General features: G+C 63.7%; 20 protein-coding genes. 9 read left to right on the top strand and 11 right to left on the bottom strand.

Going from position 1 to position 22,670, the window contains the following annotated elements; all coding sequences use genetic code 11:
* Positions 1–4: 4 nt before the first annotated feature.
* The gene (locus tag J8C05_RS08975) at positions 5–466 is read right to left on the bottom strand and encodes a MerR family transcriptional regulator (RefSeq protein WP_246840689.1); all 462 of its coding nucleotides are present in this window, start codon (positions 464–466) and stop codon (positions 5–7) included.
* Between the two features lie 177 nt (positions 467–643).
* Between J8C05_RS08975 and J8C05_RS08970 the strand changes: the two genes are divergently transcribed.
* The 5 genes from J8C05_RS08970 (at position 644) to groL (ending at position 5,457) form a co-directional block, all read left to right on the top strand.
* On the top strand, positions 644–1,159 hold the full coding sequence (locus tag J8C05_RS08970) for a glutaredoxin domain-containing protein (RefSeq protein WP_211421874.1): 516 nt from the start codon (positions 644–646) through the stop codon (positions 1,157–1,159).
* 51 nt (positions 1,160–1,210) lie between these two features.
* A complete protein-coding gene (gene fabF / locus J8C05_RS08965) occupies positions 1,211–2,476 on the top strand; it encodes a beta-ketoacyl-ACP synthase II (protein ID WP_211421873.1) in 1,266 nt (421 codons plus the stop codon).
* Positions 2,477–2,481: 5 nt separating this feature from the next.
* Positions 2,482–3,189 carry a DUF1361 domain-containing protein gene (locus J8C05_RS08960; RefSeq protein WP_211421872.1) on the top strand — a complete coding sequence of 236 codons (708 nt, stop codon included), beginning with the start codon at positions 2,482–2,484 and terminating at the stop codon, positions 3,187–3,189.
* A 183-nt stretch (positions 3,190–3,372) separates the two neighbouring features.
* Positions 3,373–3,690 carry a co-chaperone GroES gene (groES, locus tag J8C05_RS08955; protein WP_058866960.1) on the top strand — a complete coding sequence of 106 codons (318 nt, stop codon included), beginning with the start codon at positions 3,373–3,375 and terminating at the stop codon, positions 3,688–3,690.
* A gap of 138 nt (positions 3,691–3,828) precedes the next feature.
* Positions 3,829–5,457 carry a chaperonin GroEL gene (gene groL / locus J8C05_RS08950; RefSeq protein WP_058866961.1) on the top strand — a complete coding sequence of 543 codons (1,629 nt, stop codon included), beginning with the start codon at positions 3,829–3,831 and terminating at the stop codon, positions 5,455–5,457.
* A gap of 265 nt (positions 5,458–5,722) precedes the next feature.
* Here groL and J8C05_RS08945 read toward each other — a convergent pair whose 3' ends face one another.
* Positions 5,723–9,907 carry a S8 family serine peptidase gene (locus tag J8C05_RS08945; RefSeq protein WP_211421871.1) on the bottom strand — a complete coding sequence of 1,395 codons (4,185 nt, stop codon included), beginning with the start codon at positions 9,905–9,907 and terminating at the stop codon, positions 5,723–5,725.
* Between the two features lie 376 nt (positions 9,908–10,283).
* Here J8C05_RS08945 and J8C05_RS08940 point away from each other — a divergent pair, with 376 nt between their 5' ends.
* Genes J8C05_RS08940 through J8C05_RS08930 form a run of 3 tightly spaced genes read left to right on the top strand, consistent with a single transcriptional unit; the run spans position 10,284 to position 15,322 of the window.
* Positions 10,284–12,860, top strand: a complete 2,577-nt coding sequence (locus J8C05_RS08940) for an LPS-assembly protein LptD (RefSeq protein ID WP_211421870.1) — start codon at positions 10,284–10,286, stop codon at positions 12,858–12,860.
* Between the two features lie 32 nt (positions 12,861–12,892).
* The gene (locus J8C05_RS08935; protein WP_211421869.1) at positions 12,893–14,317 is read left to right on the top strand and encodes a sensor histidine kinase; all 1,425 of its coding nucleotides are present in this window, start codon (positions 12,893–12,895) and stop codon (positions 14,315–14,317) included.
* 12 nt (positions 14,318–14,329) lie between these two features.
* Positions 14,330–15,322 (top strand): ATP-binding response regulator, encoded by a 993-nt coding sequence (locus J8C05_RS08930; RefSeq protein ID WP_211421868.1) that lies wholly within the window; start codon positions 14,330–14,332, stop codon positions 15,320–15,322.
* Between the two features lie 4 nt (positions 15,323–15,326).
* On the opposite strand, the gene J8C05_RS08925 is transcribed toward J8C05_RS08930, so the two are convergent.
* From J8C05_RS08925 to J8C05_RS08910, 4 genes are all read right to left on the bottom strand, one after another.
* Complete coding sequence (locus tag J8C05_RS08925) at positions 15,327–16,133, bottom strand: ParA family protein (RefSeq protein ID WP_211421867.1); 807 nt, start codon at positions 16,131–16,133, stop codon at positions 15,327–15,329.
* 7 nt (positions 16,134–16,140) lie between these two features.
* Entirely contained in the window at positions 16,141–16,548 is a 408-nt protein-coding gene (locus tag J8C05_RS08920) for a hypothetical protein (protein ID WP_211421866.1), read from the bottom strand.
* Between the two features lie 7 nt (positions 16,549–16,555).
* Positions 16,556–17,149 (bottom strand): 4-vinyl reductase, encoded by a 594-nt coding sequence (locus J8C05_RS08915; RefSeq protein WP_211421865.1) that lies wholly within the window; start codon positions 17,147–17,149, stop codon positions 16,556–16,558.
* Between the two features lie 166 nt (positions 17,150–17,315).
* Positions 17,316–18,050 (bottom strand): hypothetical protein, encoded by a 735-nt coding sequence (locus J8C05_RS08910; protein ID WP_211421864.1) that lies wholly within the window; start codon positions 18,048–18,050, stop codon positions 17,316–17,318.
* Between the two features lie 50 nt (positions 18,051–18,100).
* On the opposite strand from J8C05_RS08910, the gene J8C05_RS08905 reads away from it, so the two are divergent.
* Positions 18,101–18,646: a gamma carbonic anhydrase family protein gene (locus tag J8C05_RS08905; RefSeq protein ID WP_211421863.1), complete on the top strand. Its 546-nt coding sequence runs from the start codon at positions 18,101–18,103 to the stop codon at positions 18,644–18,646.
* Here J8C05_RS08905 and J8C05_RS08900 read toward each other — a convergent pair.
* The 5 genes from J8C05_RS08900 to J8C05_RS08880 form a co-directional block, all read right to left on the bottom strand.
* Complete coding sequence (locus J8C05_RS08900; protein ID WP_211421862.1) at positions 18,625–19,083, bottom strand: hypothetical protein; 459 nt, start codon at positions 19,081–19,083, stop codon at positions 18,625–18,627. The genes J8C05_RS08905 and J8C05_RS08900 overlap by 22 nt on opposite strands.
* 12 nt (positions 19,084–19,095) lie before the next feature.
* Positions 19,096–19,794 (bottom strand): phosphatase PAP2 family protein, encoded by a 699-nt coding sequence (locus J8C05_RS08895; protein WP_211421861.1) that lies wholly within the window; start codon positions 19,792–19,794, stop codon positions 19,096–19,098.
* On the bottom strand, positions 19,791–20,600 hold the full coding sequence (locus tag J8C05_RS08890; protein WP_211421860.1) for a ComF family protein: 810 nt from the start codon (positions 20,598–20,600) through the stop codon (positions 19,791–19,793). Before J8C05_RS08890 ends, J8C05_RS08895 begins: the two co-directional genes overlap by 4 nt.
* A 33-nt stretch (positions 20,601–20,633) precedes the next feature.
* Positions 20,634–21,182, bottom strand: a complete 549-nt coding sequence (locus J8C05_RS08885; protein ID WP_211421859.1) for a hypothetical protein — start codon at positions 21,180–21,182, stop codon at positions 20,634–20,636.
* A 71-nt stretch (positions 21,183–21,253) separates the two neighbouring features.
* Positions 21,254–22,621, bottom strand: a complete 1,368-nt coding sequence (locus J8C05_RS08880) for a TldD/PmbA family protein (RefSeq protein WP_211421858.1) — start codon at positions 22,619–22,621, stop codon at positions 21,254–21,256.
* Positions 22,622–22,670: the final 49 nt, after the last annotated feature.

The following is a 22,670-nucleotide window of genomic DNA, read 5'->3' as shown; positions in this document are numbered from 1 at the left end:
AGCTCTAGCGTGGGGTGTTGCGGAGCAGTGCAAGGATGTCCTCCAGCCCCGTCCGAATCTGCCGGAGGGTCGCCAGCATCTCACTGGCCGAAGGTGTTTCTTTGGGGGCTGGCGCGGTGTCTGCGACCGGGGCGGCTTCAGCCGTCGTATCGGCAGGGCGTTCGATAGGAACGACTTTCAGCCGACCGGCTGCGGCCCGTTCGGCTGAAAGCCGCTTTTTGGCTCCGGCAATGGTAAAGCCTTCGTCCTCACGGAGGATTTTGATCCGCAGGGCGGTTTCGACATCCTTGCGCCGATAGAGGCGCTGCCCGGCGGTACTCTTCTGAGGAGCGAGTTGTGGAAATTCCTGTTCCCAGTAGCGCAGGACATGGGGTTCAACGCCGACGATCTCGCACACTTCACCGATTTTGAAGTACAACTTGTCGGGAATGGAAACTTTCCCGCGCGGCGTCTCGATGGTATGCACGGTTCTTCGACCTTCGGAGGAATACGCCATACCTGACCTCTCGACGTGAGAACGAAGAAAATGAAAGTATCGTCCGGCAGTAACCGGATGTTAAGCTCGATCCCTTTGGGCGTCAACGATTTCGATTGCCATACCTGACGGCCGGCGGCCGCGCCGGAAGCAAAAAGGCAGGAACCCATGCTCGATGAAACGGTTTACATCTACGACGACGGCACCCACGCAGCAGAAGTGGGGCAGCTTCAGGCTTTTTTTCTGGGTCTCGATGTGAATTTCAAAGTTCTGGACATCACACAGGACGAAGCGGCGCGCCAGACCGTGGCCGCCTGGCAGGACGTGGCCGAAGCCGGTTTTCCCATTGTGCGGATTGGTGAAAAAATCCGCGCTTTGTTTTTCAACGCCAACCCCAACACGCTGGCGCCGGCCTACGCGCCGGGCGTGGGCGTGCCGCTGACCGGCGAGCCGGTCAGCGTGTACAGCGCCGGATGGTGTCCCGACTGCCGCCACTTGGAGAGCTATCTGACGGCGGCCGGTGCGCCCTACACGAAAACGGACATTGAACAGACGGCCGGCGCACCGGAGCAGATCATCCGGTGGAGCGGCGGCCGGCGCGTGGTGCCGACCGTCAAGGTGGGGACGGCGGCGCTGCTGTTCAATCCCCCGCCACAGACGCTGGGGCGTCTGCTTGGCGTCTGAAGCCCTTGACCTGCCCCCATTGGCTGTGGGGGCAAGATTCCCTGATAGCACATGCCTTCCGAAACCATGGCGACTTCCCCCCAGAAACGACGTGTGGTGGTGACCGGCATCGGGCTGGTCACGCCCATCGGCAACACCCGCGAGGAAAACTGGCAGGCGCTTCTGTCCGGGCGCTCCGGCGCCGGTCCCATTACGCGCTTTGATGCCAGTGGTTATGACGTTCGCTTTGCCGCAGAGGTCAAGAACTTCGACCCACGGCAGTTCTTTGACGCCCGTGAGGTCAAGCGCACGGCGCCTTACATCCAGTACGCTGTGGCGGCGGCCGATGAGGCGCTGGCCGACAGCCGGCTCGACCTGACACGCCTTGACCGGCAGCGGTGTGGCGTCTATGTCAGCAGCGGGATTGGCGGCTTCAACGTCATCGAACGCGAGCATGCCCGCCTGCTCGACGAGGGTCCGCGCCACATTTCGCCGTACTTCATGATTGCCTTTCTCGTCAATATGGCTGCCGGACATATTTCCATCCGGCATGGTTTACAGGGGCCGCTGGGAGCCACGGCCACGGCCTGCGCGGCCAGCGTTCACGCCATTGGCGAGTCTTTCCGTCTGATCCAACGTGGGGAAGCCGAAGTGATGGTCTGCGGCGGCACGGAAGGGGCCATCACGCCCATGGGGGTGAGTGGCTTTTCGGCAGCGAAGGCGATGTCCACGCGCAATGACGATCCCCAGCGCGCCTCACGTCCGTTCGATGCCCGGCGGGATGGGTTTCTGCTGGGGGAGGGGGCGGGCATTCTCGTCCTCGAAGCCTATGACCATGCCGTGGCCCGGGGGGCGTCCATGTATGCCGAACTGGTAGGGTACGGCATGAGCGGGGACGCCCACCACATCACGGCCCCGGCCCCGGAAGGCGAAGGCATGTACCGGATGATGGTGGCCACCCTGCACGATGCCGGCGTCGCCCCGGAGCAGGTGGACTACATCAACGCCCACGGGACTTCGACACCCTACAACGACAAATTCGAGACGCTTGCCATCAAGCGGGCTTTCGGTGCGCATGCCTACCGGCTGGCCGTCAGTTCGACGAAGTCCATGACCGGTCACACGCTGGGGGCGGCCGGCGGCATTGAAGCCTGCTACAGCGCCCTGGCCGTCGCGCGCCAGGTGATTCCACCCACCATCAACTATGAGACACCGGACCCGGAATGTGACCTCGACTATGCACCCAATGAGCCGCGGCCGGCGGCGCTCAACTACGTGCTGTCCAATGCGGCCGGTTTCGGCGGCACAAACGGGGGCCTGCTGTTCAAGCGGGTGTGAGACGGATGCCGGCCGGCCGGACCGTGGGTAGCCCGGCGGCCCCGCATGGGCGACAATGGTGGCCACTGCTGGCGGCGCTGGGGTTGGCCCTGCTGTGGTGTCTGGGACTGCTGCTGGTCCGGTGGCGGCTGACCAGCCATCTGGGTTACACCTTTCTGGTGTGGAATCTCTTTCTGGCAGCCGTACCGCTTGGCTTTGCCTTCTGGCTGGCGCACGTCCGGCAGCGGATGGTTGGGGTGGGGCTGCTCGCCGGATGGCTGCTCTTTTTTCCGAACGCGCCCTACGTCTTCACGGATTTCATCCATCTGTCGCCCTATGGACGCGCGCCGCTGTGGTTCGATGTGCTGCTGCTGACTTCATTTGCGCTGGCGGCGCTGTGGTTGGGGCTGGTTTCGCTGCATCTCATTCACGAGTGGGTTGAGTGGCGCTTTTCACCGCTGGCGGGCTGGGGCGTGGTGCTGCTGTCGTGTCCGCTGGCCGGCTTTGGTGTGTATCTGGGGCGGTTTGGGCGCTGGAACAGTTGGGATGTCCTGCACCGCCCCGTGGCCCTGCTGGCCGATGTGGTGGCGCAGTTGACCACGCCCGAGGACGCCGTGCGGGTTGGGGCGGTAACGCTTGGCTTCGGCGGATTGCTGGTGGTGGCCTATCTCATCTGGTGGGTGCACAGCCCCGGGCGGCAGTGGGCTGCATCTTCTGTCCCTCCATCGCCGTAGCGTGGTCGGTTCCGGTTTGGCATCCCGGCCGGGCCACCGGAAGCCTCGGCCCCGAAAGCATCGGGTGGTGTGTGCCCTCTTGACAGTCCCGAAGGCTGCGCTATATTAGCACTCGCAGGACGCAGGTGCTAATCTGCGTCGCTATCATACGTCGAATCAACATTTAGGCAAGGAGTAAGCAATATGGCTGCGACGATTCGTCCACTGTACGACCGCGTGATCGTCAAACGCATCGCCGAGACGGAGCAGGTCCGTGGCGGCATCATCATCCCTGACACGGCCAAGGAAAAGCCCCAGGAAGGGGAAGTCATTGCCGTTGGAAGCGGGAAGCTGCGGGAAGACGGCAGCCGGACGCCGCTGGATGTCCAGGTCGGTGACCGCGTGCTGTTTGGCAAGTATTCCGGTTCGGAAGTCAAGATTGATGGTGAAGAGTTTCTCATCATGCGTGAGGACGAAATTCTGGGCATCATCGAGGGGAAAGGCAAAGCGGCTGCCAAGTGATGGTTCGACGCAACGGGCAAGTCCACACCCTGGGCTTGCCCGTTGGAGTGTCTGAACCTGACAGCCGGCGGCACTGGTAGCTGACAGCAAAGGATTCTCAAGGAAAAAGGAAATACGTTTCAAGGAGTAACATCGGTTATGGCAAAGCAAGTCATTCATGGTGAAGAGTCGCGGCAGGCCATTCTGCGTGGCGTCAACCAGCTCGCGGATGCGGTCAAGGTCACGCTCGGCCCCAAGGGCCGCAATGTGGTCATCGAAAAGAAGTTTGGCAGCCCCACCATCACCAAGGACGGGGTGACGGTCGCCAAGGAAATTGAACTCAAGGATGCCCTCGAAAACGCAGGCGCGCAGATGGTGCGCGAAGTGGCGTCCAAGACCTCGGATGTCGCAGGTGACGGGACGACGACAGCTACCGTCCTTGCGCAGGCCATTTTCCGCGAAGGCGCGCGGCTGGTCGCCGCCGGGCACAACCCGATGGCCCTCAAGCGGGGCATTGACCGGGCCGTGGATGCTGCCGTGGAGTGCATCAAGGGGATGGCCAAACCTGTCCAGGGCGAAGCCATCGCCCAGGTGGGAACGATCTCGGCCAATGGCGACAAGCAGATTGGCGAAATCATTGCCGAAGCCATGAAGAAAGTCGGCAAGGATGGCGTCATCACGGTTGAGGAGTCGAAGTCGCTCGAAACCACGCTCGAAGTCGTCGAAGGGATGCAGTTTGACCGGGGTTATCTGTCGCCGTACTTCGTGACCGACGCCGAGCGGATGGAAGCCACGCTCGAAAATGCGCTCATTCTCATCAACGAGAAGAAGATCAGCGCCATGAAGGACCTGCTGCCGCTGCTCGAACAGGTGGCGCGGCAGGGCAAACCGCTGCTCATCATCGCCGAAGATGTGGATGGCGAGGCCCTGGCCACGCTGGTGGTCAACAAGCTGCGGGGCACGTTGCAGGTCTGCGCGGTCAAGGCGCCGGGCTTTGGTGATCGGCGCAAGGCGATGCTCGAAGACATTGCCGTGTTGACCGGCGGGCAGGTCATCAGTGAGGACCTTGGCATCAAGCTGGAGAACGTCAAGCTCGAAGACCTCGGCCGCGCCAAGCGCGTGACGATTGACAAGGACAACACGACCATCGTCGAAGGGGCTGGCAAGGCGGACAAGATCAAGGCGCGGGTTGAACAGATTCGCGTCCAGATTGAAAACACCACCTCCGACTACGACCGCGAGAAGCTTCAGGAGCGGTTGGCCAAGCTGGTCGGCGGCGTGGCCGTCATCAAGGTTGGCGCGGCGACGGAAACGGCGCTCAAGGAAAAGAAAGCCCGCGTTGAAGACGCCATGCATGCGACCCGCGCGGCTGTTGAAGAAGGCATCGTGCCGGGCGGCGGTGTGGCGCTGCTGCGCGCGCAGAAGGGCCTCGAAAACATCGAGCTGGGCGAAGAGGAAGAGCGTTTTGGCGTTCAGATCGTCCGCCGTGCGCTTGAAGAACCGCTCCGGCAGATTGCCATCAACGCCGGTCTGGAAGGGGCGGTGGTCGTCAACCGGGTGGCCAGTGAGTCGTCCGAAAGCTTTGGCTTCAATGCGGCGACGGGTGAGTTTGAAGACCTCGTTGCGGCTGGCGTCGTTGACCCGGCCAAAGTGACGCGCACGGCGCTCCAGAATGCGGCTTCCATTGCCGGACTGATGCTGACGACGGAAGCCCTCATCACCGAACTGCCCGAAGAAAAGAAGGCGGGTGGTGCGCCAGGCGGCATGGCGGGCATGGGTGATTATTGATCCCCAGTCCCGTTGGGGTTGTCCTCCGTGGCGGCGTCGCGTGACGCCGCCACTTTTTTTGCCTGCATTGCCTGTTCCGGTGGTTTGGCTTTTCGAGTCTGATTGTTGCGGGAAAGCATCCGGCCAAGGTCATCATTTTTTCAAGCCTGGAGAAAATGCAGAAAAACCTGGAAACCGTTCGGGCAGGAAGTAAAAAGGCGGTCACGCCCGCATCAGAGCGTGACCGCCGGAAATCAGGTCAGGCTACCCCGACCAGGTTTGAAGCCTAGCGCCGCCGCCCGGGAGCCATCACAACCGGCGTCCGGGCAGGCGTCGTCGCTGTGGCATCCTCGCCAGACGTGGCCTTTGGCGTCACAGGCTCATCGCTGATGACCCGCGCCACCATTTTGCCGTTGGCATCAGGGGACACTTCAACCACCATCGTCCGAATCACCTGCCGCTGGTTCTCAACGCTTTCCGTCGTTGAAACCGGGCCGACAATCGCCAGCACATCCACCAGCAGGCGAACCGGGCCGGTCGAAGGCATGTACACCCGGAAGAAGATGTTGGTGGACTGTCCCGCTGCCAGCGAGCCAATTGGCGCACCAAAGCCAATCGGCGGCTGCCCATTGAGGGTGGTCTGAATCGAGCCAGCCTGTCCGCCGGTGAAGGCACACGGCCCGAAGTAGTCATCCGCCGACGCCAACCGGTGTGGATTGGGCGACGCCAGAATGACGGCGTTCGGATTGGTGAAGTCCGGGAAGCCCAGCCCTTTCACCTGAATGGCGATGTTGGAGAGAGGTGCTGCACCAATGTTGGTCAGCAGCCCAACCAGCGTCGCCTGCAACGGATAGCCGGGGCAGCCAAACAGCGCCGTGGTTGCCGACGGGTAAATCAGCATCTGCACCTGCGGGTTGACGTTTGTCAGGCAGGGTGCTGTGGTGGAGCAGTTGAGCGTGCCGGTCTGGATGGCGATGGACCAGCCACCGTTGATGTTGCCGGCATCACCACCGACGAAGTCCTGCACAAACAGTTCCCACGTACCGTTCACGCTTGCCCCGGACAACCCGTTGAAGATGTTCAGGTTGCTGTTGTAGGGCGGCGATGGCAGCGGGGCCGCGAAGGTCCGTGTCGTACTATTGTTGTTCGGGCCATAGGTCCCACTGGGCGGGAAGCCCGTCGCTGGCAATGGCGGGAATGCTTGGTCAAACGTGTAAGTGCGGCCCGTCACGCCACCGGAGCCGCCGATAGCGTTGTTGAACAGCACACAAATCTGACCGCCCGGACCCCGCAGGGCCACCCCCACGTCGCTGGGCCAGGTGTGGTTGAAGTTGTTGATCGTCACTGTCACCTTTGTGACCACATGTCCCGTAGGAATGCCACTCACGTTGATGGTAGATGGATAAGGCGTCGCCGGACCCGAAAGCGGAATGGTGATCGGCGCCGGGTTGGAGAAGGTAAACGTGCCGCCCGGCGTCAACGGGCAACTTGTCGGCACTGTGTAGCTCGCCGTGCTCGATCCGCTGCCCGGCCCAAACGTGATGGACACGTTGATGGTGACGGTCGTCCCCGGCACAAAGGTCGGCAGGAGCTTGAAGGTCACGTTGCCGGTCGCGCTGCCGCCCGGTCCCAGCGAGCCAAAGCTTGCGCTGCCATTGACAATCGTCACCCCTGGTGTCGTTGAGGTAATGGTGGCATTGACGCCCGTTGCCGTCGAGGTGCCTACATTCGTTACCGTGATGGCCGATTGCAGGGTCTCGCAGGGTTCAAAGAAGCCGTCGCCGTCGCTGTTGGTCGGTCCCGGCAACTCGGCCGTGGTCTGGCCGGCGAAGGCCACGAGGGGACCCGTTAGCGTCTGCGCGTTGTACACCACCAGTGCATAGTCCTGGTCGAGTGGGTGGGTATCACCTGGGACGCCGTCACCGGCAATGTTGAAGGCACTTACCTGAATGATCACAGGTGTCCCGGCCGGGTAGCTGCCTGCCGGAAGGAAAACACTCTCGGCGTTGTTGAGACGGTCAAAGGTGATGCCGGTGGTGGAGTTGGCCCCGGAGAAGTTGTTGCCGCGATAGGTGTCACCACCAACACTCACCTGAAGGTCAAGGTCGTTGACAAGGCGCGGTCCGCTACCGGTTGTAGCGCCGGGGACATCCGTCCACGCCAGTGTGATACGCAGAGGCCCGGAGGCCGGAAAGGTTACGGCCAGAGTCCGAACCTGTCCGCTTGCTGTGAATTTGTCCGCCGGAACCTGGTCACGCAGCACCCGTGGGGCGCTGTCAAACGCGCGGTCGAGCGCCATACGGCCCATGCCCTGGTTGTTTGACCAGAGCGTGTCTCCCGCGCCCGTGCCCGTCATGTACTGGGCGGAGTTCATCAGATACGCCTTGGTCATTGCCGGGCTGGGCGCGGTGCCGTTGAAGGGCGGGCCGGGGTTGTTGAGGAAATACTGCCGGACGAGCGCCGCACCACCTGCAACCGCCGGACAGGCAAAGCTCGTTCCGGTCGAGGCACGATAATAGCCGGTTGTTCCGGGTAAGGGGGCACTTGTCACACAGGAATCAGGGTTGCCGGGGCCGGTTGGGTCGGGTGTGCCAACCTGGAGCACCCCCCCGGAAACTGCTGTTGCTGGCGCCAGCACTTCGGGTTTCCGGCGTCCGTCAGCGCATGGGCCACGGCTAGAAGAGCCGTACATGTTTTCCGCGTTCTCACCAGCATTACGGGTGTTTTGATTGCCACCCGCCGTAATGACGTTCTTCGCGGTGCCCGGTGAACCAACCGTTTGGGCCCCGGGGCCGTTGTTGCCGGCAGCAAACACGATGACCATTTCCTGGTTGCCCGGTGTCGGGAAGACCGATCCGGTGCGCTGGGCGTCACGCACGAGAAAGTCGTAGGCTTGTGAGCTCGTGTTGTACGCGCCGGAGACCGGCGCACCCCAACTGTTCGAGCTGATGCGCGCGCCATACTGGTATGACCGCGCAAGCATGTCGTTGAAGTTGGGGTTAACAAACGTGCCACCGGAGTTGAAAATGGCTGAACTGCCAATCTGCACGAAGGGAGCCACGCCCAGACCGTAGTAGAAGTTCGGGGAGGCACTTTCGGCGTGGGGCAGGGTGCGGGGCAGTGACGCCGGTACGTTGCCGGCGATGATATGCGCGCAGAGGGTTCCGTGGCCGATACCGCAGCCGCGTACGTCGTTAGTTCCTGGCGTTGGAGAGGTTGTGCTTTCCCACTTGGCATACACCAGCCGGCTTGGTTGCGAGATGTTACCGGCGAGGTAGAGAGCGAAGTGAGAGGTGGGAGGAAGGCCGGTCGTGTGGTTGGGCGGCCCGCCCGGCGGGGGTGTGGTCGCCCCGGCGATGGAGTTTCCGCTGTCCACCATTTGGTCACCGACATCCACCACGAAAGCCGAGGTGAAGGTCGAGTTGAGGGGTGGAAAGCCGGCCGCCGTCAGAAACGTGGCATAGGGCGTTGAAAGGTTCGGGATGCCACCCGTCAGGCTGTTGATGAGAATCTGGTTCTGCCGTTCATCGAGCAGGGTCGGCTCGGTGTAGGGCATGATGGAAATCACGTCTTCCTGCGCCGCCAGCCTCATCAGGGCGCTGGAAGGCAGCTCCACGATGAAGTTCACGAAATCGGCAATCTGATACTTCTGGATGGCCGGTTTGCCGACGAAGCTTTCCGCCAGTTGGAGGGTTGCCTGATTGGTGTCTGGGTCAGCAACGAGCTGTACGGCATATCGCTGTGTGCCCTCCAGGGCAACCTCCGCCGTGCTGGGGTCAAGTTTGAAGGCGGCAAGATAGGGGCCGTCCCACTGCTTGAAGCTTTTTGTCACCTTGGTGGTGTCGCCTGTCTGGCGCGCGTCTTCGCCCAACCGCGAAACGCGCTCAAGGCTGGCTGCGTCGCCGTAAACAAGATAGGCATTGTGCGGCAGGTAGTTGATGATGCGGGCACCAGTCTTCTGAAGCGCGGAAAACCATTCGGGCCGCGTTGGGCCGGCAAACTGGACGACGTGAAGGCGCTTGCCGCCGGGATACAGCCGTTCCTGGGCTGCTTTCCCTGCCTCTGCCAACTCCTGCGCACCCCGGGACGTGGTGTTGATGGGTACATTCAGGTGGACGACGTTGAATTCGTCGGCCATCTCAATACCGCTGGTGTTTCCAAAGGCGGAAGTGTTGTCGCTGTCAGTGCTATAGAGTTGAAATGTCCCGTAGTCAGCCACCAATTGCGCCCCCAAGCGTTCCGCTTCGGCACGTGCATCGGCTGTCCGGGTGATGAATTTGTGACCGTGCGTTTCAGCCGTGAAGTCATACGGAGCGGCCAGTTGAAAGCGCCGCCCTTTGCCGGTGTCGGTTGGCGGGGCGCTGCTGACCCGTACGAGCGGCAGTGCCGTCAATCCGGCCAGTGCCGCCGTTGCCACCAGTCCTGCCAGCCACTTGGCGCGCTGTGGACGACGTTGCGAGGTCGAAGACATTGGCAGATTTCCTTTCAAATCAGAGTGGAGATAGCGGGGTTGAATCCTCTTCCCGGTTGGGAAGAAGGTGAATGTGCAACCCTGTCTGGCGACAGGCGTGACCGGCGGTTCACCAGAGCCGGGACAGTTGCCAGAGACGAGGTAGCGCCGTATTCAGGGAGTCCGTGCGTTTTTTAACTGATGATAGAAACAGAAAAGTCTGCTCAGCGCAATCGGGTTCAGTGCAATCGGGCTGAACATCCATCGGTGCGGGGAATATCCGGCGCTGCCGGGCAGGTCCGAATGACTTTACACTTCAAACGGCAGACCGCTTTGGCCTAGAGTCGCGGCGACTCGGATACATGCCTGATACTTGCGCGCCTTTATTACTGACGCGATGACCCTGTTTCGCACTGCCGGCTGGACCGGACTGCTCTGGCTGGCCCTGACCCTGCCCGCCGCCGCCCAATACATCCCACCCCCGGCCGCCCTGCCGCCGCCCCCGCCACCCGAAGTCGCCGCGCCCGTCATCGTCGTCGGGCCGCCGGGAACACCCGCTTCACCCCAGGCGCTTCCACTTCCCCCGACACCGCAGCCGGCCGCGCCAGGCACACCCGGCGGACAAGTCCGCCCCGGCACAACGCCCGGAGCCACAGTCCAGATTGACGCCGATGAACAGCGCCGCGTAGGCGCGACGCTCTATGCCGATGGCTATGTCGTCATCACGTACGACGGCGCGCGGCTGCAGGCCGACCACGTGGTGTATGACGAAACCAGCGGTGACGCCCGCGCCGAAGGCAATGTCATCTATGACCCACAACCCAACCAGCGCCTGACCGCGCGGCGGGCCGAAGTCAATGTGCGCAGCAAAACCGGAACGTTCTACGACGTGACCGGCTACACCGACCAGACCGCCGACGGCGGGCTGCTGACCTTCACCGCCGCGCGGGTGGAACGCACCGGACGCGATACCTACATCCTCTATGAAGCCAAGCTGACTTCCTGCTGCGAAGACACCGTTCCGCTCTGGACGGTGACGGCCCGCGAGGCGCGCATCCGGGTCAACGACTACGCTTCGGCGCGCCGGGCCGCCTTTCGCATCAAGGGAACGCCCATTCTGCCGTTGCCATACGTGGCGCTGCCCATTGACCGCCGGGAACGGAAATCCGGCTTTCTTCTGCCGACGCTCGGCAACAACACCCTGCAGGGACGAACCATCGGGCTGGGCTACTACCAGACCCTGGGCGACAGCGCCGACCTGACCGTGCAGGGCGATCTGTACAGCGCGCGGGGCCTCGGCTTTGGCGCCACCCTGCGCGCCGCCCTCGCGGAAGATTCCTTCATCCGGCTGGGCACCTACACCGTGGCTGACCGCCTGTTTGGACGGCCGGGCGTCAACCAGGGCGGGACACTGTTCTTTGCCAAAGCCATCAACCACTTTGCCAACGGCTTCGTCGGCGTCGCCGATGTCAACTACACGTCAAGCTTCGACTTCCGCGCCATTTTCGGCAACACCTTCGAGGATGCCTTCAACCCGGAGTCGAAAATCGTTCTGCACCTGACCCGGCAGACGCCGACGTTTGGCTTCCGCACGCTTTACGAAAACCGGACGACACGGGTGAACATTCCCCAAGGCGCACGTGGCTCCACCCTGGTCGAGTTTTCCATTCGCAAAAGCCCTGCGCTGAACTTCGACTGGCTGCCCACCTATCTCGGCCGCTTTGCCGGTCTGACCTGGTATGCCGGCGGCGAGGCAAGTCTGGCCGGGCTGCGCCGGACGGAAACCCGTACTGATACGAACCAGCGCACCTTCACCACGCCGGAGTTCGTGCAGCGCCTGGATGCCGCGCCGCGCCTGACGGCGCTGCTGCCCGATCTGGGCGGCTGGAGCATCACGCCGACGCTGGGCGTCCGGGCCACCTACTACGGCGCGACGTTCGATCCCGAAACAACCTTCACGCCGCGTCCGCCGCTGGCCTTTGGTCTGCCGTCGCCGCCGTCCGTGGTGCCGCCGGGGACGCGCTTGGGAACGTCCGGCGAATCGCTGTTCCGGCGGTTTGTGGACTTTGCGCTCGAAGTCCGTCCGCCGGCCCTTGGGCGGACCTTCTACGCCAGGGATGGCCGGGCCCGTTTCAGGCACGTCATCGAATCGGCGGTCATCTACCGGCGGGTGGCCGGTATCGAGGACTTTCCACGCATCCTGCGTTTCGATGCCCTCGATGTCTTTGCCAACACAAACGAGCTGGAGTATTCGGTCGTCAACCGCCTGCTGGCGCCGGTCCGCGATGAGACCGGGCAGACGCGCCAGGCGCGGGAGGTGCTGAGCCTGACCATCAGCCAGAAATACTTTTTCGACCCGACCTTTGGCGGCGCGCTCGTGCCGGGCCAGCGCAACCAGATTGCGCCGCTGCTGACCTTCAGCGGCTTTGCCTACGGCGGCGTCGGGCGGCGCTTTTCGCCCGTCAACGTCAAGCTGCGCGTGATGCCCCAGTCCACCTTTGCCGCCGACCTGCGCCTGGATTTTGATCCGGTGCTGGGTGGCGTGCGCAGCTTTGGGTTTACCGGCGGGCTGTACCGGCGGCGCTTCCAACTGAGCCAGACCTGGTACTACAGCCAGCCGCGCCGGCTGGCCGACGGACAACCGGAGCCGGGCACGTTCACTGGCAGCCAGTCCTTTACGAATCTGGCGCTGGGCGACCCGACGCGGGGGCTTTTCGGCAGCGCCGCCGTGGCCTATGATTTCTCCCGATCTCCAAGCCCAACCACCGGCCGTCTTCAGCAAAAGGGGCTGATTTTCACGTCGTTTTCACTGGGTTATGCCTTCCGTTGCGCGGCTGTGCAGGTCAACTACGCGAGCGTCAACCTGGGTGTGGCCAGCGCCGGACGCCTGACCTTCACCTTTGCCCTGCGTGGACTGGGAACGTTCGGCACGCAGCCGGACCAGAACGCCGGCAGCCGCATCCGGAATCTGTGAAGGGCATCGGCGCAAGCCTTGGATTGACCGCTATGCTGGAGTTCATTCTACGTTCCGTTGGTGAAGGCATTCCCGGCACGTTGTTCTGCCACGACCTGAACCAGCGGATCAGGTTTTTCAACGATGCCTTTGCCTCCCAATATCTGCGGCTGACCGGGCGTGTGCCGCAACTGGGTGAGCCAACGGTTGATTTCCTGCCTGACCCGGAATTACGTGCGGAAATAGAGAAATATCGTCGGCGGGCCGCAGCCGGCGAACCGGTCACGGCCGAATACACGGTGCACTTTGGGGAAGCCGTTGAAATCTGGGAAATCCACTGCCGGCCTGTGCGGGATGACCATGGGCAGGTCATCGGCATTCTGGCGTGGGGCCAGGATGTCACTGCCCGGAAGCAGGAACGGGAATTTTTGCAGCGGCTGGAAGTCATCCTTGCGCAGATGCAGGATGCCGTGCTTGTCACCGAAGCCTGGCCGATTGACGCCGATGAAGGCGGGCCGCGCATTCTCTACGTCAACGAAGCCTTCGAGCGCATGACGGGCTACACGCGGGCGGAAGTCATCGGTCAGACGCCGCGCATCCTGCAGGGGCCGCGCACCCGGCGTGAAGAACTCGACCGGCTGCGGGCCGCACTCGAACAGTGGCAGCCGGTTCGGGTCGAACTCGTCAACTACCGCAAGGACGGGCGGGAATTCCTCGTGGACATCAGCATCTCGCCAGTCAGGGACCCGACCGGGAAGGTCGTCTGCTGGGTGGCCATTCAGCGGGATGTTACGCGGGAAAAGGCCATGGTGGACATCCTGCAGGATGCCCTTGAGGAACGGCAGGTGCTGCTTCAGGAAGTGCACCACCGGGTGAAAAACAACTTCCAGACCATCATCAGCCTGCTGGAGTTGCAGGCGGTGCATCTCGAACAGCCCGGCTTCGACCGTCTTCTGTACGACATGGCTTCGCGCATCCGGGCCATGGCGCTCATTCACGAGCAGCTTTACCAGCAAAGCGACTTCAGCCACGTGCTGCTGGACGAGCTGTGTGCTTCGCTGGTGGCGCACATGCAGCAGGTGACTGCGGCGGCGTCTGTCCGGGCGGAGGTGCGGCCGGGGCACATAGCCCTGCCGCTCAACCGGGCCGTGCCCGTGGCGCTCATCGTCCACGAACTGCTGCTGAATGCATTCAAGCACGGCGTGGCTGCCGGGGCGCACCACATTGCCGTTCAGTTCCGGCGCACGGCCGATGCGGTCACCATCGAGGTCATTGACGATGGCCGGCATCATCCGCCAGACTTGCCGGCGCAACTGGAAGGCAGTCGGCACTTTGGCCTGCGGATGGTACGGCTGCTGGCGCGACAACTGCACGGGAGCGTGGATTTCATGCCGGAGACGGGCCGCTTCTGTGCTGCCCTGACGTTTCCACTTGGACCGGATGGGGAGCCGGCAGGCACTCCGCCGGGATATGGCTGAAAGGTTGAGGTGATGTCGTCAAACAACCGGCGGGTGATGATTGTCGAGGATGAAATCCTGATTGCCGAGGCGCTCCGTCTGCGGCTGGAAAGAATGGGCTGCGAGGTGGTCGGCACTGTGGACAGTGGGGAGGAGGCCCTGAATCTTGTGGCGAACACCACACCCGACCTCGTGCTCATGGACATTCGTCTGGCGGGCCCGATGGATGGCATCACGGCAGGCGAGCACATCCACAGCCGCTTTGGGCTGCCGGTCGTTTATCTGACAGCCAACAGCGACCCGGAAACCATCGAGCGTGTCATCCGCAGCCAGCCCTACGGCTACATCTCCAAGCCCATTGACGATGCCACGCTGCGGTCAACGCTCAGCATTGCCTTCCAGAAATCCGAGCTGGAGCGCACCTACCGGCGGCGCGAACGGCACTATCTGTCAACGCTGGCCAAGCTGGAATCGGCCGTTTTCGTGCTGGATGCGGCCGGGCGGGTGTGCTTTCTCAATCCGGCCGCCATGGCGCTGACCGGTGTCGAAGCCGGAAACCCGGACACTTTCTCGATTGACGAAGTACTGGCTTTCGTCAATGAAGCCGGTGAACGGCTTGACCCGGTGGGTCAGTGCCTGACGCTGCAGCAGGAAGTGACCCTTGACCACGTGTGGTGCCAGACCCGCAGCGGAAAACGCGCCCACGTGCAGGTGGATGTCATCCCGATTCCAGAGGAGCCGGCGGCAGAGTCCGGCAGCGATAAGCTGGATGTGGTCCTGCTGCTGCACGCCCTGCCGCTGACTTCGCTTCAGACGGGCCTGCCCGAATTCATCCGGGTGTGCGCCTACTGCCGCGACATCATGGAGCGGGACGCCAGCGGCCAGACGGTCACGGTCCGGTTCGAGACCTACTTCCGGCGGATGTGCAACTACCAGTTCACGCACGGTATTTGCCCGTCCTGCCGGAGCACCTTCTTCAAGTCCAAAAAACCGGCATCATCTCCGGGCGACGCTGACGAAGCCTGACGGGTCAGCCCGACATGGCGTAGCCGACTTCTTCCGGCAGCCGCATGATGATTTCCCGCCCAAGCTGAATATAAGCCTGTGCGCCGGCGGCGCGGGTCTTGAGGGTGACAGCCGGAGCGCCGACGGCAAACGACAGGGACAGTTCCTCGTGGCGCGGGATAACGGTGTCAAAGACGAGTTCGCCGGGGAAGGCTTCGCGCACCTGCCGGACGACATCGGTTGCCGCGCCCTGGCGCTCGTCATACATCGTCAGCAGGATGCCTTCGATGGTCAGGCGCGGGTTGTACTGGGCCTTGAGCTGGACAATACGGCGCAACAGCGGCGGCAGGGTGCGCAGGCTCAGTGGCTCGCACTGGATGGGCAGGATGAGGCCATCGGCGGCCACGATGGCGCTGGTTGTTACAGCACCGAGGCCGGCGGGGGTGTCCAGCAGCACGAGCTGGGGCGAAAAGTCCGGCGTAGTGAAGTGCGGCAGCCGGCGGGCCAGCCAGGTGACATCCTGCTCAAAGTTGCGTTCATAACTTTCCAGCGCGTGGTCGCTGGTGAAGCGGCCGGAAAGCACGACCGACAACTCCGAGCGGTTGGTGAGCACGAGCGCCTCGGAAGGGCGTCCCTGATGCAGCAGGACATCTTCGAGGGTGAGGCCGGCATAGTCGTCCAGCCCGACGCCAAACCGCACGCCGTTTTGTACATCGAGGTCCACGAGCAGCGTCGGAATGCCCATCGCCGCCACATAAGCGGCCAGATTCGTGCAGGTCGTCGTCTTTCCGACGCCCCCTTTGAGGCTCACTACGGCCAGCGTTTTCGGCATGACAACCCTACATGGCAGAAAGGTTGGCGTTGGGAAGCGGGCGCACGACACGCCGGAAGAAAGCCGCCACGGTTTCCGCGTCTGAACTTCCCGGCAAGGTCGGTGCAGAGGTGCGCAGCGTCAGTTGTACCTGCCCGGCATGGGTGGTGACGAGTTCCCGGATGACCGTTTCCGAAGCCGCCGGCAGCGGCGGCGGGGCCGGCGCCGGTTCGGCCGGAGTGTCCGGTGTTGGCCCGGTGACCAAGGGCAGGGTTACGGCTTCGTCCGCAGACTGGGCATCGTTGGTGGCGTGTTCATCCCAGTCTGCCGGAGCTTCCGGGGCGCTGCCGGGGTAGGTCGGCCGTGCGTCCGTGGGCATGCTGAGAATCTGCTGCAAAAGCTGGGCGGCCTCATCGGTTTCCGTAAAACGCGCCATGGCTGGTTCACTGGGCCGTCTCGTCGGCGAGACGCTTGAGAATGTCGTGGGGTGCGAGGTGATAGGTGAGCCAGGCATACACCTTGCGGACGATGCCGGCTTCACCAACGACAAAACAGCAGTAGTGGGCGTGGCTGGTCAGGCAACTGATTTCCACACTTTCCTGGGTCTGCCCGGTTTGTTGGGTCAGAAGTTCGGCGAACAGACCGGCAAAGAAGTCATCCACGGGGCTGTCGGCCGGTCCCTCCGTGCGCAGCGCCATGGCGATGGGCGAGTCGTAGTGGTTGATGACCGTCGCCGGGCCCAGCGGGATGGCATCAAAGCGGCCCCAGCCGGCATTGGCAAACCATTCGTCCCAGACCTGCAGGCGGCGGCTGATGGACGCCGGGGTTGCTCCGGTCGGATGCACATCATCCGGGTCGCAGGCCTGCTCGCGGGCGAGACGTGCTCCCGTAAACCGGCCCAGGCGATAGAGCGTGCGGGCCACATCATCCGGCAGACGCTGGCGGAGTGTCCGGTGCAGGGCAAGAACCAGGTCGGCTGGCCACCACATGGCAGGCGAATGATCCACCGGCAATGGCAGGGCAACATGTGCAGTCATAGTCCGTGGGCGGCGTCAGAAACGCGCCGCGCAGAAGTCGGGAGCGGCAGAGCGTACAGGTCAAGGGTACATCGGAAACCGGAAGATACCACACCTGCCCGGCCGGAAACCAAGCCGATAAAAGGCAGGGCGTCGGGTGTGGCCAGGGAGTTTCAGGCAGGGAGTTTCAGGCTGGCGGATGCAGCGGGCCGAAGTGCCATTCCCAGAGAAAGGCCCGCGTCCAGACTTCGCCGGCCTTGGGCGCCAGCAGGGCATAGCCCGGCGAATGGGCGGCGTGGTGCTGTTTGTAGGCGGTTACGGCCGGATGTTCGTCTCCGGCCTGCGCATGGGCCAGCTCCGGCCGGTAAAGGTTCCCGGCCGTGGCCTGCAGATAGGCTTCAAACGCCTGCTGCATCACGGCGAGCCGCGTCAGGTCGCCGGAAGTGAACAGCGCCCAGGCTTCCCGAATTTCGGCAAACCACGGCGGCAGGTCGTCCGGCAGGGGCAGGGCGTCGGCATAGCGGGCGTGGAGCGGCATCAGGACAGACCGGGCGCGTTCCCGCAGGCGGTCCGCTGCGTTGCCCAGGCATTCAACGTCGAGCACGAGCACGTGGGCGCGGTCGCCCAGCATGACCCACTCACATGCAAAGACGGGCAACCGGTCGGGGCTGGCCGTCGGATAAACCATCAGCGTAGCCACATCGGCCAGCGCCGTCTGGATGCGCGCATAACGGGCGCTCAGGCGGCCGCCGGCAAGCTGCCAGCCGTCAGCCGTGACCCACAGCCGTTTGGCTCCTTCGCCAAACACAGCCCGGCGAAACTCATCCGGGCGCGCTTCGCGTTGCCAGGCGAGATCGCCAAGCCGGGCTTCAGCCATGGGCAACGTCCATCCGACGACATCTTTGGGCTTGGCTTCCGACATAGGTTGGCCTGTAGGCTAAGGGTGATACATCCAAATCAGCAAAGGTGGTTATGGCCATTCTCGCTTTTCAGCAGACCTTTCCAAAACTGGCCGGTGGGGTGTACGTCGCACCGTCGGCGGATGTCATCGGGGATGTCGAACTTGGTGCGGATGTCAGCATCTGGTTTCACTGTACGGTGCGCGGCGATGTCAACGACATCCGCATCGGGCGGGAGACGAACATCCAGGATAACAGCGTGCTTCATGTGACGGGCGGGCAGTTTCCGCTGCGCATTGGGCAGGGCGTGGTCGTTGGGCATCGCGTCATTGCGCACGGCTGCACGATTGGCGACCACTGCCTGATTGGGATGGGCGCGATCCTTCTCGATGGCGCGGTCATTGGCGAAGGCAGCATCGTGGCCGCCGGAGCGGTCGTCCCGGAAGGGATGGTGGTGCCGGCCGGGATGCTCGTTGCCGGTGTGCCGGCGAAGGTCAAGCGTCCCGTCACCGACGTGGAGCGTGCCCGGATTGCCGAAGGCGTCCGGCACTACGTTGAACTCAAGAACATCTACCTGCACGCGGCCGCGCCGGGGCGTTATGCCACACCCGGTACGTAGCCGTCTCCGGAGGGCGCTCCGTAGGGCAGACTGCGGAAAAACCAGATGTAGAGCACCAGCAGGCCGAGGTAGATGAGCGTGAAGAGACCGCCCATCAGCCACGTCAGCATCGCGCCGATGATGGCGCGTCCCAGCGGCGCCCGGAACACCACGGCAAAGGCGATGATCTGTCCCAGAAAGAGCAGGGGGAACTTGATAAGCCACGACACCGGCGCCAGAAACGCCACGATGAGCAGCCCGATGTCCACGGCCCGCGCCGCCGCCGCCTGCCGGAAGGTGGCTTCGCGCATGCCTGTGGACTGGATGGCGAAGCGGTAGGACCAGAGCGTGAAGAGGGAATAGGTCACATAGAAGACGATGAAGTAGGTCCAGATGCGCATCCAGGGAATGCCCGGAAGCCAGGGTAAGAGCCAGGGTGGAAGCCATGTTTCCGACATAGGGGCAACCTTTCATCCGTGGTGTTCGACCTGCCGGGGCGCCGCCGACGGTGTTGTGTGCGCAGCCGGTGACGCCAACCCGTCCGCCTGCCACAGGGGAGCGCCGACAGCGAGCAGCCACGCCAGCCCGAAACCGTAGCCGGCGACGACATCCAGCAGCCAGTGCGCGCCCAGAAAGATGCGTGACAGCCCGACCAGCCCGACGAGTATGGCACAAAGGGACAGAATGACCGTACGCCTGCTTCCCGGCGGCAGCTTCCGGCAGGCAAAGCCGCCCAGCCCGCCATAGAAGGCCGTGTAGAACATGACGTGCCCGGAAGGAAAGCTCCATCCGTTGGCCGTCACGTAGAGCTGAACGGCGTCCGCTGCCGGACGGGCGCGCGCCACCAGCGCCTTGAGACCCAGATTGAGCAGAAAGGCCCCGCTGCCGGCGACGGCGAGCGTCCGCGCTTCCCGTCGCCAGCCGTGCCGCGCCAGAAGGCTGCAAACAACCAGCATCAGCAGTCCCTGCCGCAGGACATCGTTGCCCGGCCACGAAATGACCTGCAACGGGGTATGCAGCCACATCCAGCCCTGTACCTGCCGGGTCAGGGCCAGTTCCCAGGCCCACGGCTGCGGATGCGCCAGCACCAGCCCGGACATCGCCAGCGCCGCCAATCCGGCCGCCAGACCAAGCTGATGCCGCAGCGACAGAACACGCAACGGTTTCATACCAGAGATGTGTGGCGTAAGGTCCGGGCCGCCGTCAACGCACTGACTTCCGCGGCCCCGGCCGCCAGCAACGCCCGGGCTGCCGTATCGAGCGTGGCCCCGGAAGTGAGCACGTCGTCCACCAACAGGACGCGCCGGTTGGCAATCAGGCGCGGACGAATCACCCGAAACGCGCCCTCCAGCGCCTGCCGCCGGGCGCGCGCATCGAGTCCCGCCCGGTGGGGATAGGTCTCGATGACCCGCGCCACGGCTTCCGTCACCACGGGACGGCGCGCCACCTGCGCCACGGCTTCGGCCAGCCGTACGGCCTGATTGTAGCCACGCGCCCGTTCCCGGCGCGGCGCAAGCGGAATGGGCACGAGGATGTCGCTCGTGTGCAGCACAGACTGCTCATGCCAGGTGGCGTGAAGACGCTGCACCAGCGGCGTCGGCAGCCGGGGCGTGTGTTTGAGCGCCAGCAGCGCTGCGCGCAGCGCGCCGGTGTATGCGCCGCCCGACCGCGCCCGGGTCAGGGACCAGTTGGCGCACTGGGCGCACTGTTTCTGGGGCTGAACCATGGTGGCGTCCGCAGCAACCCAACGCCCGCAGCGGTGACAGCCCGGACGGTAGCGCGACTGCTCAGCGAACCATGCTTCCCAGCAGGCGCGGCAGGCTGTGCCGTCGGCCTGCCGTTCAACCCACGCGCCACACTGGCGGCAGACCTGCGGCGCGAGCAGCAGCAGCACCGCATCGCTTCCGGCTTCGAGGATGTGGCGGGCGGACTGGTACAGCTTTCCAACCATGACTTTCCAGGCATGACCGGACATAACCGGTGCGCCCACCCGACGCCGGGTGGAGGTTCAGGGACAATCGTTGGTTGGGTCTTCGCGATCGCAGGGCAGGATGTCTTCCAGCGCCTGAAGCCGTCCCACGACAGTGTTGCGCCGCAGGGTGAAGTTTGTGCCCTTGTCGCCTTCACCCAGATAGACGTTCAGCCCGTATTCGGTCGTCGGCCGCCCGGTTTCACCGTCGAAGCTGTAGAACAGCCGGTAGTTGTACTCACGGTTCCGAAAGCGGACGGACGCCCACTCCCGTTGGAAGCGCGTGTAGTGCGCATAGTAGAAGCGTTGCTGCGAGCCGGCGCGCTCGGCGGGGTATTCGAGTTCGATCCGGCCGGGCCGTCCAAACCGGTACTGAAGATAGCCGCGCTGGGCCGTGAGATTGGGCGAGCCGCACAGGCAGGCCATTTTGCCGCCCGTCGTCACCGCGCCGAAGATGAGTTCTTCGTTGGCGGCGCAGAGCATCTTCTGGCTCTGGGCCGCCGTGGTTGTGGGCGGAGTTGAAGCCAAGGGCAGAAAACCAAGCCCCAGACCAAGGGCGGCGGCCAGCAGTGTTTTCGGGAGAGACATGGCGGGTGGTTCCGGGTTGGGTGTCAAGGGAGGGACAGCCGGCATCAGCAGACGGCGAGGTGCCGCGGGCATCATGTGCCGCTGATGGTCATTTCGGCAATTTTGAGCGTTGGCGCGGCCATGCGTCCGCGAAAGTCGAGGTCATTGCCGATCATTTCAATCTGTTTGAGCATGGTCAGCAGGTTGCCGGCAATGGTGACTTCCTCGACGGGGAAGGTGAGTTCACCGTTTTCAATCCAGCGTCCGGCTGCCCCACGTGAATAGTCTCCGGTGACGCCGTTGACGCCAAAGCCGATGAGTTCCGTCACGTAGAAGCCATGGCGGACGGAAGCGATGATGGCTTCCGGCGGGTGCGGGCCGGGAACGAGGTACATGTTGTTGACGCCCACGGAGGGCGCGCCGGTCAGGCCGCGTGCGGCGTTGCCGGTGGTGCGTTCGCCCAGCTTGCGCGCCGTGTAGGTGTTGTGCAGGTAGCTTTCGAGCCGGCCTTCGCGGATGACCGTTGTCTGGCGGGTCGGCACGCCTTCCCCGTCGAAAGGCCGCGAGCCGAGGCCGTTGGGCATCCGGCCGTCGTCTATGATCGTCACCAGCGCCGAGGCCACCTGCTCGCCCAGTTTGCCGACCAGAAAAGACGCCTTGCGGAAGATGGCGTCGCCGGAGACTGCGCCGAAGACGTGTCCGATGAGGCTGGCGGCGACTTCCGGCGCAAAGACAACCGGGCAGGTCTGGGTCGGGACGCGGCGCGCGCCGAGCTTGCGTAGCGTGCGCTCGGCTGCCCGGCGGCCCACGCTGGCCGGGTCTTCGAGGCTGGCGAGCCGGCGGCGGGCGTCGTACCAGTAATCCCGCTGGAGGCGGCCGTCGGCGTCGCGCGCCACCGGCACCGTGGCCAGGGAAAGCGAGGTGCTGCGGTATTCGCCGACAAAGCCCAGCGAGTTGGCCAGCACCGTGTGCCCGGCGCCGCTGTCCACGCCGCCGCCTTCAAAGTTGACAATGCGCGGGTCATACGCCTGCGCGGCCTGCTCGGCCGTGAGCGCCAGCCGGATTTTTTCCTCGGCCGACAGCGCCAGCACCGCCGGGTCATACAGGTCGAGGTCAGGGATTTCCGTCGCCAGATCGGCCGGGTCGGGAAGCCCGGCGGTTTCGTCCACCGAAGTGGCGCGCGCCAGCGTCAGCGCCGTCTCGACGAGTTCATCCAGAGCCGCCGGAGAAAAGTCCGAAGTGGAGACCGACGCCTGCCGGCCATCGAGCAGGACGCGCAGCCCCAGACCGCGACTGCCGGCTTCCTTGACGGTTTCAATGTCGCCCAGGCGCACGGACGCTGAAAACTCGATGCTCTCACGGAAAATGACTTCGGCGGCCGTGGCCCCCAGGCGACGCGCCCGTTCGATGACCGAGATGGCCAGGTCGGAAGCCGTACTCTGCGGCGCAGTGCGTTCCACGTGGGTCTCCCAAAGGTGAACTGAATCCGGGGTTATGCTAGAAGGTGTC

The sequence above is a fragment of the Chloracidobacterium sp. N genome, from assembly GCF_018304765.1.
GTDB classification, from domain to species: Bacteria; Acidobacteriota; Blastocatellia; order Chloracidobacteriales; family Chloracidobacteriaceae; genus Chloracidobacterium; species Chloracidobacterium aggregatum.
Note: the sequence above shows the minus strand (reverse complement) of the source record. Positions and strands in the feature narration are given on the sequence as shown.

Excerpts from the sequence above, each read along its gene's own strand:
- J8C05_RS08970 (WP_211421874.1), top strand. The coding sequence starts at position 644 with ATGCTCGATGAAACGGTTTACATCTACGACGACGGCACCCACGCAGCA.
- fabF (WP_211421873.1), top strand. The coding sequence starts at position 1,211 with ATGCCTTCCGAAACCATGGCGACTTCCCCCCAGAAACGACGTGTGGTG.
- J8C05_RS08960 (WP_211421872.1), top strand. The coding sequence starts at position 2,482 with ATGCCGGCCGGCCGGACCGTGGGTAGCCCGGCGGCCCCGCATGGGCGA.
- groES (WP_058866960.1), top strand. The coding sequence starts at position 3,373 with ATGGCTGCGACGATTCGTCCACTGTACGACCGCGTGATCGTCAAACGC.
- groL (WP_058866961.1), top strand. The coding sequence starts at position 3,829 with ATGGCAAAGCAAGTCATTCATGGTGAAGAGTCGCGGCAGGCCATTCTG.
- J8C05_RS08945 (WP_211421871.1), bottom strand. The coding sequence starts at position 9,907 with ATGTCTTCGACCTCGCAACGTCGTCCACAGCGCGCCAAGTGGCTGGCA.
- J8C05_RS08940 (WP_211421870.1), top strand. The coding sequence starts at position 10,284 with ATGACCCTGTTTCGCACTGCCGGCTGGACCGGACTGCTCTGGCTGGCC.
- J8C05_RS08935 (WP_211421869.1), top strand. The coding sequence starts at position 12,893 with ATGCTGGAGTTCATTCTACGTTCCGTTGGTGAAGGCATTCCCGGCACG.
- J8C05_RS08930 (WP_211421868.1), top strand. The coding sequence starts at position 14,330 with ATGTCGTCAAACAACCGGCGGGTGATGATTGTCGAGGATGAAATCCTG.
- J8C05_RS08925 (WP_211421867.1), bottom strand. The coding sequence starts at position 16,133 with ATGCCGAAAACGCTGGCCGTAGTGAGCCTCAAAGGGGGCGTCGGAAAG.
- J8C05_RS08920 (WP_211421866.1), bottom strand. The coding sequence starts at position 16,548 with ATGGCGCGTTTTACGGAAACCGATGAGGCCGCCCAGCTTTTGCAGCAG.
- J8C05_RS08915 (WP_211421865.1), bottom strand. The coding sequence starts at position 17,149 with ATGACTGCACATGTTGCCCTGCCATTGCCGGTGGATCATTCGCCTGCC.
- J8C05_RS08910 (WP_211421864.1), bottom strand. The coding sequence starts at position 18,050 with ATGTCGGAAGCCAAGCCCAAAGATGTCGTCGGATGGACGTTGCCCATG.
- J8C05_RS08905 (WP_211421863.1), top strand. The coding sequence starts at position 18,101 with ATGGCCATTCTCGCTTTTCAGCAGACCTTTCCAAAACTGGCCGGTGGG.
- J8C05_RS08900 (WP_211421862.1), bottom strand. The coding sequence starts at position 19,083 with ATGTCGGAAACATGGCTTCCACCCTGGCTCTTACCCTGGCTTCCGGGC.
- J8C05_RS08895 (WP_211421861.1), bottom strand. The coding sequence starts at position 19,794 with ATGAAACCGTTGCGTGTTCTGTCGCTGCGGCATCAGCTTGGTCTGGCG.
- J8C05_RS08890 (WP_211421860.1), bottom strand. The coding sequence starts at position 20,600 with ATGTCCGGTCATGCCTGGAAAGTCATGGTTGGAAAGCTGTACCAGTCC.
- J8C05_RS08885 (WP_211421859.1), bottom strand. The coding sequence starts at position 21,182 with ATGTCTCTCCCGAAAACACTGCTGGCCGCCGCCCTTGGTCTGGGGCTT.